10 protein-coding genes are annotated in these 15489 nt (G+C 59.3%); 5 read left to right on the top strand and 5 right to left on the bottom strand.

Annotated elements, in window-relative coordinates:
* The first annotated feature begins 2 nt into the window (after nt 1-2).
* The 4 genes from DES53_RS25525 (at nt 3) to DES53_RS25510 (ending at nt 4895) form a co-directional block, all read left to right on the top strand.
* Nucleotides 3-2321, top strand: a complete 2319-nt coding sequence (locus tag DES53_RS25525; protein WP_113961172.1) for an acetate/propionate family kinase — start codon at nt 3-5, stop codon at nt 2319-2321.
* Nucleotides 2322-2370: 49 nt separating this feature from the next.
* Nucleotides 2371-2562, top strand: a complete 192-nt coding sequence (locus DES53_RS25520; RefSeq protein WP_113961171.1) for a hypothetical protein — start codon at nt 2371-2373, stop codon at nt 2560-2562.
* An 11-nt stretch (nt 2563-2573) separates the two neighbouring features.
* A complete protein-coding gene (locus DES53_RS25515; RefSeq protein ID WP_113961170.1) occupies nt 2574-3836 on the top strand; it encodes a lipase family alpha/beta hydrolase in 1263 nt (420 codons plus the stop codon).
* Nucleotides 3837-3911: 75 nt separating this feature from the next.
* A complete protein-coding gene (locus DES53_RS25510; RefSeq protein WP_113961311.1) occupies nt 3912-4895 on the top strand; it encodes a zinc-binding alcohol dehydrogenase family protein in 984 nt (327 codons plus the stop codon).
* Nucleotides 4896-4972: 77 nt separating this feature from the next.
* On the opposite strand, the gene DES53_RS25505 is transcribed toward DES53_RS25510, so the two are convergent.
* The 4 genes from DES53_RS25505 to lspA form a co-directional block, all read right to left on the bottom strand.
* Nucleotides 4973-6115 carry a hypothetical protein gene (locus DES53_RS25505; protein ID WP_113961169.1) on the bottom strand — a complete coding sequence of 381 codons (1143 nt, stop codon included), beginning with the start codon at nt 6113-6115 and terminating at the stop codon, nt 4973-4975.
* Between the two features lie 125 nt (nt 6116-6240).
* A complete protein-coding gene (locus DES53_RS25500; protein WP_147263613.1) occupies nt 6241-6636 on the bottom strand; it encodes a tetratricopeptide repeat protein in 396 nt (131 codons plus the stop codon).
* A gap of 146 nt (nt 6637-6782) precedes the next feature.
* The gene (locus DES53_RS25495) at nt 6783-8366 is read right to left on the bottom strand and encodes a LysM peptidoglycan-binding domain-containing protein (protein ID WP_113961167.1); all 1584 of its coding nucleotides are present in this window, start codon (nt 8364-8366) and stop codon (nt 6783-6785) included.
* Nucleotides 8367-8471: 105 nt separating this feature from the next.
* Nucleotides 8472-8960, bottom strand: coding sequence for a signal peptidase II (gene lspA / locus DES53_RS33195; RefSeq protein WP_170157399.1), 489 nt, complete (start codon nt 8958-8960; stop codon nt 8472-8474).
* Between the two features lie 560 nt (nt 8961-9520).
* Here lspA and DES53_RS25485 point away from each other — a divergent pair.
* On the top strand, nt 9521-11803 hold the full coding sequence (locus DES53_RS25485) for a TauD/TfdA family dioxygenase (protein WP_113961165.1): 2283 nt from the start codon (nt 9521-9523) through the stop codon (nt 11801-11803).
* 87 nt (nt 11804-11890) lie between these two features.
* On the opposite strand, the gene DES53_RS25480 is transcribed toward DES53_RS25485, so the two are convergent.
* Nucleotides 11891-15433 (bottom strand): pyruvate carboxylase, encoded by a 3543-nt coding sequence (locus tag DES53_RS25480; protein ID WP_113961164.1) that lies wholly within the window; start codon nt 15431-15433, stop codon nt 11891-11893.
* Nucleotides 15434-15489 lie beyond the last annotated feature (56 nt).

Below are 15489 nucleotides of genomic sequence, written 5' to 3'. Positions count from 1 at the left end.
CCATGAGCGCCAGCGATCTCGCCTTTCTGGTGGGCAGTGTCCCACTCCTGTCCCACTTCACCCTCGCCCAGCGCACGGAGCTGGCTGAGGGTTCAGAGGTGCGGGTGTTCGACTCTGGCGACACCATTTTGCGTGCGGGTGATGAAGTGCATTTCCTGGGGGTCGTGGTGGAGGGGAAGGTCCAGGCGTTCCTTCCGGTGGACGGAGCAGGAAGCATTTCGCTGGGGCAGCTCAAGCCGGGGGAAACCTTCGGTGAACTCGCGTTGATGAGCGGTGATCCCGCGGTGGCGGACTTGAAGGCGGCGGCTTCCGGTACGCGGGTGATGCTGATCCCCCTGAGCCTTTTCCAAACCCGTATCATGGCCAATCCTGAAGCAGCCCAGTTGATCGCGATGACGATCAGCTCGCGCATCCAGGAGGCCATGAAGGATCCGGAGAAGGCTGCGGTCATTGCGAAGAAGCAGGATCACACCTCGGAACTTGAGCTGAAGGGGGAGAAGCCTGAACGCATCCTGGTGATCAATTGCGGCTCCTCCTCACTGAAGTACACGCTGTTTGATACGGAGCGTCCGGAGAATACGGCGCATGGACACGTGGAGCGCATTGATGCGGAGGGCACAAAACTGGTGCAAACCAGTGCCAGAGGACGTGTGGAGTCCGACGTGAAGGAGCGCGGCCACGCAGGCGCGTTCAAATCCATGCTCGCAGCCCTGGCGCATGAATCGCATGGAGTGCTCAAGTCTTCTTCGGATATCACTGCCGTGGGACATCGGGTGGTGCACGGAGGGGAGAAATTCACCAACGCCGTCGTGATTGATGACCAGGTTGTGGCGGAGATTGAGGCGCTTGCTCCTCTCGCTCCCTTGCACAATCCGGTGAATGTGCTCGGCATTCGAGAGGCGAGACGGGTGTTCCCAAAGGTGCCGCATGTTGCGGTGTTCGACACGGCCTTTCACGCCACGTTGCCAAGTCACGCGTATCTTTATGGTCTGCCTTACTCCTACTACGAAGAGAAGGGGGTGCGCCGGTATGGCTTTCACGGTTCATCCCACAGCTACGTCGCCCTGGCGGCGGCCCAGCATCTGCGCCGTCGTGCACGCGAGCTGAGAGTCATCAGTTGCCACCTTGGTAATGGCGCCTCCATCTGTGCCATTGATCATGGACGCTCCGTGGATACCTCCATGGGATTCACACCGGGAGAGGGGCTCATCATGGGCACTCGCTGTGGAGATCTCGATGCAGGGGTCACCAGCTTCCTCGAACGCACGGAAGGCATGGCGTCCAAGTTGATAGATGACCTGCTCAACAAGAAGAGCGGCTTGCTGGGACTGTCGGGAATCTCGGGTGACATGCGCGAAGTGGAGAAGGCAGCGGATGCTGGCGACGCCCGTGCTCTCACGGCGCTCAAGACCTTCTGCTACCGGGTGCGCAAGTACATCGGCTCCTACGTGGCCGCCATGGGTGGGCTTGACGTGGTCATCTTCACCGCGGGTATCGGGCAGGGGAGTGCGGGCGTGCGTGCCTCGGCGTTGCAGGGACTCGCCTGCATGGGCATCAAGATCGATGAAGGGAAAAATCGTCTCGCTACCGGAGGAAAGGAAATCTCGATCATCTCCGCGGACGACTCTCCCGTGAAGGTGCTGGTGGTGCCCACGGATGAGGAGCGCATGATTGCGCGTGAGACCTTGCGAGTGAAGAGTCGCGATGTTCTTGTCAGTGCCAGCGAAGCCTGCCGGAATGAACCCATCCCGGTGGAGGTCTCTGCCCATCACATCCACCTGGCACAGCCGGACGTGGAAGCGCTTTTTGGCCCTGGACACCAGCTCACCAAGCATGCCGACCTTTCCCAGCCGGGGCAGTATGCCTGCAAGGAACAATTGGCCATCGTGGGGCCGAAAGGACGTATCGAGCGTGTGCGTGTGCTGGGACCTGCGCGCAAGGCCACACAGGTGGAGATCGCGATGACGGAGCAATTCAAACTCGGCATCCAGCCGCCCATTCGCGAATCTGGTGACATTGAGGGCTCGCCCGGCTGCACACTGGAGGGGCCGGCGGGAAGCGTAGCCATCGACCAGGGCGTCATCTGCGCTCTGCGACACATTCACATGACTCCCACCGATGCCCTCCGCTATGGCCTGAGGGACAAGTGCTCCGTACGTGTGCGTGTGTCCGGTGACCGCGAGCTCATCTTTGGAGACGTGCGCGTGCGAGTGGATCCCAATTTCGCACTCGCCATGCACATCGACACCGACGAAGCGAATGCCGCCAACGTCAAGAATGGCGCCCAGGGATACATCGACGGCATCCAGGGGGAAGCCTGAAACATGCAGCCTGCATCATGCACCATCATCCACAGTGAAATTCCGCGCTATGAAAGCCATCCTCACCACTCTTGTGCTGGCAGTATTCTGCTGCCTGGCCTCCTGCTCCAGCAACGAAGAGTTGCAGGACCGACTCGACAATCGCAACGACGCCTATTCCAACTTTCAAGAGCGCCGTGAGATGCGAGCCGATGCCCGGCAGCAGCGGACGGATGCGTGGTTTGATCGGGTGATGCACTAGGGCTTGCCTGCATGAATGTATCAAAATCTGTCCGCTTCGCCTCACTCGTTGCTGCGGCGTCCACATTGAGCTCTTGTGGCCTCATTGGTCTCCGGCAGCATGTGGAGACCCTCGAGACCATGGGCGGTATCACCATGGAGGTCACTCCTCATCCGACCGCCGCCCATCCCACCTACGCACTCGCCTGGCGCATGGAGAATGGCTCGCGGAAGGACTCCGCCGGATTCCAGCGTGTGCGTGAGGATGGCATTGCTGCCTTGAACTTGCGGATGGACAGCGCCTATCGTGTCGGAGCCTTCACTGACGAAAATGGCAACGGCGCCTACGATGCCGGTGAGCCGCTCGGCTACTTGAAGTATGCGAGGCCTGTGTCCCTCACGAACCCCTCCGCCGAGCCGCAAATCCTAAAGATCTCCCTGCATCGCGAGCACGGCCTGCCACCCGGCACTGTCATTCACGTGCCCAAGGAGAACAAGGAACTCGGAGGGCAGATGAATCTCGCCATCGGCGAGGTCGCCTCACTGGATGACTCAAGGTTCGCGCCTGATGTGGGTGGTTCAGGTCTCTGGAGACCCCTGCATTTCCTCTCGGAGAATCGTCTCGGCTTGTATATGACGGAGCCGTATTCGCCGAATCGCATTCCTGTGGTCTTCGTCTACGGCATCGGTGGCAGTCCGCAAGACTGGCGCTACTTCATTGGAAACTTCGACCGCTCAAAGTATCAGCTCTGGTTCTTCCACTATCCCAGCGGCATGAGGCTTGCGCGTGTGTCCAGCGCGCTGGCCCTTTCGTTGCGCACGCTGAAGCATCGTTATGGCTTCCCGCAGTGTTATGTCGTGGCCCACAGCATGGGCGGCTTGGTTTCCCGGGCGGCCATCAGCAAGGCGATTGCGGATGAGGGCGTGAATTTCATTCCGAAGTTCGTCAGCATTTCCACTCCCTGGGGTGGCCACAAGGCTGCGGAGTCAGGCATCCGGTATCTCAAAAAGCCCGTGCCGTCGTGGCTCGATGTGAAGCCGGGCAGTGACTTCCTGCATTCGTTGTATGCGACTCCTCTGCCCGCGGGTACGACGCACGACCTCATCTACGGTTCCATCGACAAGTCATCCATGTTCATGAGCGGGGAACATGACGGGGTGGTGACCGTGGAAAGCGAAACTGATCTGCGCGTCAAACGCAGCACCTCCTCCTTCACCCATCTACGGCGCGAGCATGTGGAAATTCTGAATCAAAAGGAATGCCTGGATCTGGTGGAGAAGATGCTGGGGAAATAGGGGCGGGCTGTCTCCGTCTTTCTCAAGGACACGGCGCAATCCTGTGCGAATCTATGGAAACGCAGGCTGCACATGATGAAAGCGATGGTGTTCACCGGTCTTGGCAGATCCCTGGAGTGCCGCGACATACTTGTGCCTTCGCCTTCCCGTGAGCAAGTGCTGGTGAAGGTGATGGCCTGTGCCGTCTGCCGCACAGATCTGCATGTGGTGGATGGTGAGTTGCCGAAGCCGAAGCTGCCACTGATTCTGGGGCATGAGATTGTGGGAGAAGTGGTGATCGTAGGTGCGGAGGTCACAGGCCTTCGAGCCGGCGATCGTGTCGGCATTCCCTGGCTGGGATGGACTTGCGGCACTTGTGAATACTGCCTCTCAGGCAGAGAAAACCTCTGCGATGCGGCGAAGTTCACGGGCTACACCCTCAATGGCGGTTATGCGGAGTACACGGTGGCGGACTCGCGTTTTTGCTTCCCGCTCTCGAGGGACATGGACCCAGTTTCTGCTTCTCCATGGCTGTGCGCCGGACTCATTGGCTATCGTTCTCTGGTGAAGGCCGGCGAGGGCAGGCGACTTGGTCTCTATGGATTTGGAGCGGCAGCGCATATTATCCTCCAGGTGGCACGACATCAGGGGCGCGAGGTATGCGCCTTCACACGTGCGGGGGATACGGCAGCCCAGGAGTTTGCGCGTGAGCTTGGAGCAGTATGGGCAGGTGGCTCGAATGATTCACCGCCGTTCGAGCTTGATGCGGCCATCATCTTTGCACCAGTGGGGGCGCTGGTGCCCCTGGCTTTGCGCAGCTTGCGCAAGGGAGGGGTGGTGGTGTGTGGTGGGATACACATGAGCGATATCCCTGCGTTTCCCTACGCAGACCTGTGGGGCGAGCGGAGCATTGTCTCCGTGGCAAATCTCACACGACGCGATGGCCTTGAGTTCCTCGCAATGGCCCCCGCAGTGCCAGTGCGCACGGAGACTCACGCATTCCCGCTGGAGGCGGCGAATGAAGCGCTGGCCAATCTTCGCGAAGGCAGGCTCCGCGGCGCGGCGGTGCTGGTGCCGTGAGCGGTAGCAAGGCATGCAGAACGCGTGGCCTTGCGTGACGATGGCATACAGATGGGTGTGCGGTCGTCCGCCCGTGCTCACTCCTTTTTTCCCACCTGCCCATCGCGCTGGAAGGCCTGCCAGTCGCTCGCATAGTCGGAATTGATGAGCCATGACGCAGTACTCTTGTCTCCCTCATAGGTGGCATGAGGTGCGATGGACAAAGTTTGATAGCCGCCTTTTGCCGCATCCCAATTCCTCCCCAGGTATCCGCTCTCTTCTGAAAGGGTATTGAGCTTCACCGGGCCTTTGCGCGGATCGGCATCTGCAGGGACACGCGCGGCAAATGTATGGCGTAGGAACGAGAATACCAGCGGCCAGGTTTTTTCTCCCGGTCCATGCCCAGTCTTCGGCTCCACGGCGAAGTTCCACACGGCGTGGTGCTTCTTCCTCATGACCTCCACCACGGCGAGATTCTCCTCCTTGGAGGGACGCAGCAGAAACTGATCATCTTCTCCGAAGATCACCAGCCCAGGCACTTGCGCTCCTCCAGGTTGATAGACTTGGAATGTGATCCCCGGCCGCATCGATACCCACGCCCAGACATGCGCGCCTTCCGTAGCAGGGAAAACAGCCGAGTAGCCGGTGCCGTTGGAGTGTCCGTAGAGAAACAACGGGGCATTCGGCAGCTCCGGATGCCCGGACTTCTGACCGAACGCAGCGAGCCGTTCGAAGAGCAGGCTTTGTGGCCAGAATCCTCGCTGCATGGGATTGCCCACGAACTTGAAGATTCCAAGGTGCAACTCCTTCGCGAGCTTCCTCATCTCGGGATGACGGTAGAGATACTCTCCACTGCCGTGACCGGAGATGGCGACGATACCCTTCACTACCTCCACACCCTCGGGAATCCAGAGGTCAAACTTTACATCCTCCCGCTTTCCCTCGCCCTTCTCTTTCACGGCCTGTTTCCACTGGTCGGTCGTTACTCTCCAGTCCCAATTCCTACCCACCACCTGCTGAGGTGAAGGGGTGCCCCATTTCGCTTCATCCAAGACGCCATTCCAGGCCTGGTCGCCCTTCGACTGGAGATTCCTCTGCACCCAGCCGATGCTGTGGCACTCGGGGAGTTGGAGTGTCTCTGTGAGCTCGATGTCGGCAGCAGAAGCCAGTGTGGCGAGGCTCAGGAGCGTGTATGCAGTTCCGAAAATGCGGGGGAGTTTGTAGGGGATGCCAGTGATCATAACAATGCCGAGGCATCTATCCTAACGCCACGACATGGACGTTTCCTGCGAGAGGTAGCCGTGCCTTGGATGGCAGGGCCCGCGATAGCGTTTTTACCTACGTCAAGACGGCGTAGGAGCGTGCCTCACTCCCAGAGTCGATTTTCATTCCACATCGGAGCCAGCAGCGGCTCCTGGAGTACACGGCTGCTGTAGGAATTGTCCAGCGAGACGCAGTGTTTCACGGCATCCATGGCTGCCTGGATGTTTCCCTGTTGCGAGTGCGCGCAAGCAATGCCGTACCACGCCTCGGGGTGATCCTTCAGCGCAGCGCCCAGTTGCTCGGAGAGGTGCAGGGCTTCGGTCCAGTCATTGTTGCCGACAAGCACGTCCAGCCTCGCCAGGAGCACGTCGGGATGGTTGGTCCATTCCGCAGGGATTCTTTCCAGCACCTCCCCGGCAGCCTGCCACATGCCGAGATCGCGGAATCCCTCGAACTCGGTGAGCAATTGATGAAGCGCCTGCGGGTAGGTTGATGACATGTTTCGCCTCTTACAATGCGCCCCAAAGATTGTCCCGCCAAGCGCAAAGAATTACCCTTAACCCTTCTTCAGGTCAGGGACATGCACCATGCACGAAGCGATGGTCTGGGCCCCACAGAATCGGAGGCAATGGCGCACACGCGCGGCTACTTCCACTGCATCTGTGTGTCCGCAGGGATCAAGCGCACAATGCGCATGAGGTCCCAGTTGGTGAGGCGGATGCCGCCGATGCCCTCCTGGGACTTGATGCGGCGGGGGATGCTCGTGCCGTGCAGTCCGTAGGGAAGGGCTTCCTTCGTCTTGGTTTTGGAAAGATTGAGCCAGACCAGCCCCACCGGATTGTTGGGACCCTCCGCGATGAATTGCTCACTGGCCAGCGCGGCGCGCGAAACCGTGGGCGCCACTACCGAAGGTGTGGGCGGGGGCGCGGTTGGGTTGGCATCGCCGGTCTGGATCAGGACCGTGGCAGAGGGCTTGGGCGCCTCTTTCAGCTCCTGCAGCGTAGCCAGCTTGGGGAGGGGAACGGCCTGGTGAATCGTCCAGGAACCTGCTCCCCGAAGTCCAGGCCTGGCAAAGCCAACAGGGGCCACGGCGATCACTTTGCCACCGCGGGAAACCTCCAGGCGGGTCAGCTCTACAAGCGCCACCGTCACCGGATTCTCCGGATCTGCCACGGGCTGGAGCGTGCCTTCGAAAGCCTTCTCAATCTCAAACGGAATCACGTTCGGCACTTGCAGCCCCGTGCCGGGCTCCAGGGTCTTGACCCGGGGATTCAGTCCTCTCAGGAAGAGTTCATCGCAGTGGTAGCGCTCCGCCACGAATTCCCATGCGTTCCGGTAGAGGAGCATGGGAGCAGAGGTGAGCTCTTCATAGGTGGTGGCAGGTTCCACTTCTTCTTTCGCCGCCGCCGCTTTATTGCTGCCTTTGCGGCGGACTGGCGTCGTGTTGAGGCTCGGCGCTGGTTTCGCAATGAATCGGAAGTCCTCGGGCTTCAAAGTGTAGGCCGTCAGCGGATGGCCCACGACCTCCAAGGCCTTCTCCTTGAGCGACGTCATGTCGATGAACTCGGGATGATTGTCGCGGTAGAGCTGCAGGATTTTGGTGAAGGTTGGGCCCGCGTTGCCATCGACGGAGCCGCAGGAGAACCCTTCGCGGTCGAGATAGATCTGCATGAGCAGGTCCTCTTGTCCGGGAGGCAGCATCGCAGGAGCCTTCGGCGTCTGGGGCTGGCTGGATTCTTCCTCCTGCTTTTTGCGGGTTTCCTTCTTGGGCTCTGGCGGTGGCGCCATGGCCATGACTTCCTCCATGGTGGGGATCTTGATGACCTGCCCAATGTGGATGGTGTCCTTCGTGAATCCGTTGAATTCCTTGAGCTGCTGTGCCGTGATGCCGTAGCGCCTGCCGATGTGGGTGAGCACGTCGCCTTTCTTCACCTCGTACTCGCGTGGGCGTGGCTCGGTTGCACCCGTGGTCGTGGCCCCATTCGCACCTGGAGTGCCTGGCACCTGTTCCGCTGGCTGGGGGGTGGGGTTCGCCCAGTTTTTCACCGAGTCCGAGGGCACCACCCACCATTTCCACTCCACGGCCTTCTCCAGCCCCGGCTCGATCGTGACGGGAGCCTTCGGCGTCTCCGGTTCGGATTGCGCGGAAAGCTGGAGTGCAAACGCACTGAACAGGGCGGACGAGAGGGACAGGGAGCGCATGTTCTTCTTCTTGGGCGTCAGGTTCACAGGGCCGGGCGGACTTCAAGCAAGTGAAGGATCAAAACAGGGGATACGCAAGCAGATGCGAAGCGGCTGGTTGAGCCCCGTCCTACGACTGGCTACGCATCTTGCTCACGCCGTTTTCTGCTCAGGCACCTCTTTGAAGGAGGCAATCGCGAGCAGGATGGCCGCAACCACGACGCACGAGTCCGCCACATTGAAAGTCGGCCAGGGATTCGCGAACTTCACGTGCAGGTCGAAGCTCAAGAAGTCCACCACGTAGCCGTGCAGGATCCGGTCTGTGAAATTCCCGCATACGCCCGATGCCAGCAGCGCAATCGCGGTCCGGCTAAGGCCTCCGGGGAAGAGCCCCTTCCGGTACAGCCAGGTGATCAACGCCAGTGCCCCCAGCGCGATTCCGCCGAAGATGTAGTTCGAGTACTGCCCCCCATTGAACTGGCCAAAGGCAATGCCGGTATTCTTGACATGATGGATTGTGAAAAAGTTCTCCACCACTACCAACTCTTCCGATTGGACGTCGATGTTCTGCACGATCCAGTGTTTGGACCACTGGTCGAGGATGTAGAGCGGAAGGCTGAGGAGAAGAAGCAGTCGCAGCATGAACGGGGATGGGAAAAGGGCGGGGGACTCTGCCTCAGGCTCCCGTGTTCGGCAAACGGGATGTGGAGAGGCTTGGCAGGTCACATGCTCGGGAATTGGAGGTGAAGGTGTCCTCGGCGACCGAGGGCTAGAAAAACTCAAAGATCGGCCAAACGAACTATCGTTTTCGGGAGTGGCATCAGGTGACTGTACACCTGGGCAAATGCGAGACAATCGCAAAAAGCACGCGGTTACTGGCCGGGACCAGAATTGCCCCGAACCGCTTTCGCTCACGTCTCCCTCCATCACGTTCACTGGGGCGCCCGAAAGACTTTCGTCCATCTTAGAGATCTGCAATTCCAACTTTAGTGTCCTACGTTTCCGACCTGCAGCGAGGGGGCGTGATCCAGCTCTTCCTCCGCGCTCCATACGCGCCTCCGTCAAAATGGGACGCCTGGGGCGCTATGCATTTTTTGTCACATGCAATGCAATATTTCTGTGAGCAAAGTTTTATCTAAATGGTCGGATAAATTCGCGCCGCCCCGTCCGGGCGGTCAACCCCCTCAGAGGACATTGCATTTATGATACCGCGGGAAGATGCACTGCAAGAGCTCCAACAAAACGGTTACCTACACCTCAACTTCGCAGGGAACCAGACTTCGGCTCAGAGGTTTGTGCAGTCTCTGGGGGAGCTGATGCCACAGTACGACAAGGGCATCGCCTGGAACGTCAAACCCAGGCAAGGTCAGTCCAAGATGCGCAATTCCCTGGGAAAAGCGGAGATCGCGCCCCATACGGAATTCTACGAGACGCCACTCGTCCCTCCGAAGTACGTGGCCCTGTATTGCGTGGAGAAGGCAAGCTGCGGCGGAGGCGCGATCGCCGTCGCGGACATGCGGGGATTCATTTCGGGGATGGATCCCAAGTTGCGGAAGCGTCTGGAAACCACCCCGTTCACGTTTTCATCTGAAGCCGGGCTGCGGTCGCAAAATTTCGGCAGCGAAGCGATTGTTTGTCCGATTTCCAAGGATGGTGGCAGCAGCGACGTTCTCAGGTTCTGCACCGGCGGGATGAGGTGTGGACAGGAGGAGCTTGTGACAGAGTACAAAGGAGCCCTGCTTGAGTACTTTCATGAGCATTCGAGGGACTTTGTGCAGGAGCCAGGATCTCTCCTGGTCTGGGACAATCACATCTGCGTGCATGCAAGGTCCACGAAGTTCACCTGCCAGAAACGCCATCTGGTTCGGTACTGGGTTTCTGGGCCAAGTGAAGTTCCTGCCGGCCAGAAGTTCAAGGCAGGCATCATGTTCGCTGACGTGCGCGGCTACTCCAAGCTGGAAGACAAGGACAAGGAAACATTTCATACCACCACCCTGAACAAGCTTCTCGAGGAGGCCATGGCTCGAAGTGGGGTAATCCAGTTTCGCGAGCAAAATTTGTGGGGGGATGGCATCTTCTGCTGCCACGATGATTTGGGCAAGCTTGCCCACTTTGCGGTAAATCTTACCCAGGCATTTGACGACTATTCTGCGAAGGGCGGTCCCATCTTGCGGTTGCGGACCGCTTTGCACTATGGCGAGGTCCAGGCGAACGAAGTTTCGCTCAATGGCTCGACTCGCAGCATGCACCACGGGTCTGATATTGTAACGCCCGCCCGGCTGGAACCTGTGGTGGAGCCGGGACAGGTATGGTGCACCACTGAGGCTGCCATGATGTTCCGGAAGCCGCTGGCCGTCGTTCCCCAAGGTTACTCACTCAAGTCGTTGACTTACGTGAGATTTGCCAAGGATCATGGTACTCACTTCACCTACTGGTTGAGGAAGGATCGCGAGAACGAAACCTCCCTCAATCAGGCCGAAGAAATGGTGTATAGCAGTTTGTCGAAGAGGAACGAGCGCTCACGCCTCGAAATTTGGTGTGACAAGCTGTTGGAGCGTGCCCAGGGGGACTTTTCACCTCCAAGCATCTTTGTCACTTGGGAGAAGCTCATTCAGCGGTTGCTCTACGCAGGTGCCTGTAAGAAGGCGTTGTCTGTTTTGAAGCAGTACAACTCGTGGTTGTCCAAGCGAAACCTTCTCTCCTCAGACACCAGAGATTTGCTTTTGTGCATGTCCATTCGTGCACAAAAGTTTCAGGCGGACAAGGAACTGGATCCCGGCTTTCGAGCCTATTTGGACGAATTGAGAGAGAGAAGTAAGTCCAAAGCTGATGTCAGGAATGAGACTTTGCTGGTGATTGCCGACGCTTTGATGTCCCTGGCTCTTACCGCGGAAGACATATCTGATGCTGAGGGGTTTCTGTCTCATGCCTACGACATGTATCTCCAGATATTGATAAAGCCCCAGGCAGCCCTGGACGAAGAACAGAGAAACGGAATGAGGTTTGTGGGAGTTTCCTACTATGCGGAAGGGAGCAGAAACCAACATGTGGTTCTCGCCCTATGGGCGCTCGCCGATTACCTGAAATGGGCTATTCTCACACCAGCCGCAAACCAAGCTGCAAGTCCTTCGAGCGATGCGGCATCCATGCTCTTGAATTGGTTTCAATTGAGCAAAAAGTGCATGGAACTATCCGTGATTCACTCACCAACAAGCTGGGCGAGTTTCGCGATTGCTGCCCTCATGCGTGGGGATGTGAAAGCGTTGACCGATATTCTCGATTTCGCGATGAGGCAGGATTCTGACCCGCGACTCACTCAGAATTATGACTGGGCCGTTTTCCATGATCTGGTGCGTCCATTGATCAACGTCCTAGCCAGTTGTAAGTTGCTCGAGAATGCACCCATCAAAGGTATTGCGGCCTCAGCAAAGTCACACCTGGAGGGGACCGTTCCTTCAGATGAGGGCGACACGTCCGTGTCTTGAGGTGGCCTGATATCGGCATGATCACCTCAGGGGCACTCTTGCCCCTGAGTTCGTTCTTGTGCTGTTGTAAGGCTGGCCGCTTTCCGGCTATCCCAGCCTTACCAGCAAATCCTTGCTCTCCACGCTTTCGCCCACTTTCACGAAGACTTCTTGTACGGTGCCGGCGGTAGGGGCGGCGACGGCGGCGAACATCTTCATGGCCTCCAGCGTGAGCAGGGTCTCGCCTTCCTTCACCTTCTGACCGACGCTGACTGCCACGCTGGCAATCATGCCGGGCATTGGCGCGCCGACTTCACTCGGCTTGGCAGGATCCGCTTTGGGACGGGACGCACCTTCCTTCGCGAGTTTCTTGTTCGCGACGGTGGTGTGACGCGGGTAGCCGTTCAGTTCGAAAATGGCCGTCTGCTTGCCCTTCGCATCAGGATCTGTGAGGTTCAGCATGCGGACGAAGAGGGTCTTGCCTTCTTCGAGGTCCACATGGATTTCTTCCTGGTCACGCAAGCCGTAGTAGTAGGCAGGCGTGGGCAGTACGCTCACATCGCCGAATTGCTCGCGATGGTCTGCATACTTCATGAAGACATCCGGATACATGAGGTAGCTCCACACATCATCCTCGGTGGGCTTCTTCTTGAGCTTGGTCTCGAGTTCCTTGCGCACGTCCTCTAGTTTCACCTTCGGAGCGTGGTCGCCGGGGCGTCCCTTGAGGCGCTTGCCGCCCTTGCCCACAATGGCATCGGCCAGCGCGTTCCACTTAGCCCAGGAGTCCTTCGCCTCGTCCTTGTCGAGTCCGTAAAAGGGCTCGCCGAGCCAGCCTTCGAACATGCTGGTGACGTCCTTGCTCCACTTCGTGCCCTTGAGATTGATGATGTCTGACGGCTTCACGCCACGAGCCACGCATTCGATGGCGAGGTCACCCACCACCTTGCTGCTTGGCGTCACCTTGATGATGTCGCCGCAGAGTTGGTTCACCTCCGCATATGCGTGGGCGATCTCGGGCCAGCGCGGTCCGAGACCCATGCCCGTCGCCTGTTCCTTGAGGTTCGTGTACTGGCCACCGGGCATCTCATGGAGATACACTTCCGCGGTTCCGTAGGGCTCGCTGGTGTCGAAGGGCTTGTAGAAGGCACGCACGGCCGCCCAGTAGTCGCTGAACTCCTGCAGCGCTTCGGTATCGAGTCCCGTATCCCGCGGCGTGTGCTGCAGGCTGGCGACAATGCTGTTCATGTTCGGCTGCGAGGTGCCACCGCTCATGCTGGCGATCGCGGCATCTGCCACGTCCACGCCACCATCGGCTGCCTGCAGGATGCTGCTGGCATTCAGACCGCTCGTGTCATGCGTGTGGAAGTGGATGGGGATGCCCACCTCTTCCTTGAGCGCCTTCACCAGTTTCTTCGCTGCATAGGGGCGCACGAGGCCGGCCATGTCCTTGATGCACAGCATGTGCGCGCCCATCTTCTCCAGTTCGCGGGCGAGTTTCACATAGTACTTCAGGCCGTACTTGTCGCGCTTCGGATCCAGGATGTCACCGGTGTAGCACAGCGTGCCTTCGCAAATCGACTGCGTGTCTTCGCGCACCGCCTCCATGGCGGGCACGAGGTTCGGCAGGTAGTTCAGCGAGTCAAAGATGCGGAAGATGTCCATGCCGTTTTCCGCGGCATGCTTCACGAATCCCTTCACCACATTGTCAGGATAGTTGCTGTAGCCCACGGCGTTGGAGCCGCGGAAGAGCATCTGGAAAAGGATGTTCGGCACGCGGGCACGGAGCTGGCGCAGGCGTTCCCATGGGTCTTCACGCAGGAAGCGCATGGTCACGTCGAAGGTCGCACCGCCCCACATTTCGAGCGAGAAGAGATTCGGCGTGCGGCGTGCGACGGCATCTGCCACGGCGAGCATGTCATACGAGCGCATGCGCGTGGCCAGCAGGGACTGATGCGCATCACGGAAGGTGGTGTCCGTGATGAGCAGGCGCTTTTGCTTCGCGACCCAGTTCTTGCAGAAGGCCTCCGGTCCCATCTCCGTGAGAAGCTGCTTTGTGCCGGGTGTCGGAGCCACGCGATGATCCGAGTGCGGCACCGGCGGCATCCGGAATTCCTTCTCCGGCTTGTGCCCCTTGGCGAAGGGATTGCCGTTCACGCTCACGTCCGCGAGATAGCTCAGCAGCTTGGTCGCGCGGTCCTTGCGCGGGGCGAACTTGAAGAGGTGGGGATTCGTATCGATGAAGCGTGTCGTCGCCTGGCCGCCTTTGAAGGCGGGATCGTGAAGCACATTCAGGAGGAAGGGGATGTTCGTCTTCACCCCGCGAATGCGGAATTCACTCAGTGCACGGTGCATGCGATCCAGCGCCTGCTGGTACGTGCGGGCGAAGACGGTCACCTTCACCAGCATGGAGTCATAGTAGGGCGTGATGACCGCGCCATTCACGCCGAGCGCGCCGTCGAGACGCACCCCGAAGCCACCGGCACTGCGGTAGGTAAGGATCTTCCCAAAGTCCGGCGTGAACCCATTCTCCGGATCCTCCGTGGTGATGCGGCACTGGATGGCGTAGCCGGACTTCTCGATGTCCTGCTGCTCAGGAAGTGCAAGCGGCTGCTCATGCATCTGCGAGCCCTGTGCGATGAGAATCTGCGAACGCACGATATCGATGCCCGTGATCTCTTCCGTGACGGTGTGCTCCACCTGGATGCGCGGGTTCATCTCGATGAAGAACCACTCGCCCGTCTCCACGTCCACGAGGAACTCGACCGTACCGGCGTGCGTGTAGTTCACCGCCTTCGCGATCTGCACCGCGGCATCGCAGAGGCCATCGATGATCTTCTGGTCAATCTGGTAGCTCGGCGCCTGCTCGATGACTTTTTGGTGGCGACGCTGCACGGAGCAGTCGCGCTCATGCAAGTGGATCACGTTGCCGTGCTTGTCCCCGAGGATCTGCACCTCGATGTGTTTGGCGCGGCCCACGAACTTCTCCAGGAACACGGCACCATTGCCAAAGGCACGCTTCGCCTCGGTCTGGGCTTCATCGAGCAGCGGTTCGAGTTCCTTCGCCTCGCGCACCACACGCATGCCGCGGCCACCGCCGCCGAAGGCTGCCTTGATGATGAGGGGGAATCCAATCTTCCTTGCCGTGGTCAGCGCCTCCTTGCGGGACTCGATGGGGTCCTTGGTGCCCGGCAGGGTGGGGACGCCGAGTTCGTCCGCCACATTACGCGCGGCGGTCTTGTCCCCCATCATTTCCAGCACCTTGGGTTCTGGCCCAATGAAGATGATGCCCGCGTCCTTGCATGCCTGGGCGAAGAGGGGATTCTCCGAGAGGAAGCCGTAGCCGGGGTGGATGGCGTCCACGCCCTTTTCCTTGGCCAGCGCCACGATACCTTCGTAGTCGAGATACGCACCGAGCGGTCCCTTGTCCTTGTTCAGCTCATACGCCTCGTCCGCCTTGAAGCGGTGCGGGCAGAAGCGGTCTTCATTCGCATAGATGGCCACCGTGCGGATGCCCAGTTCCGTCGCGGCACGGAAAACTCGGATGGCGATCTCAGAACGATTCGCCACCATGAGCTTGCGAATCGGGCGGATTTCATTCGCGGCGGCGATGGCAGCGGCGGGCGCGGATTTGGGGGACTTCTTGCTGGGCATGGGAAGGAGCGAGGGTTGCGTGCTCCATCATCCCCAGCTTGACCCGGGTGGCAAGC

The organism is Roseimicrobium gellanilyticum (genome assembly GCF_003315205.1).
GTDB lineage: Bacteria > Verrucomicrobiota > Verrucomicrobiia > Verrucomicrobiales > Verrucomicrobiaceae > Roseimicrobium > Roseimicrobium gellanilyticum.
This window is presented reverse-complemented; position numbering and strand designations above follow the sequence as displayed.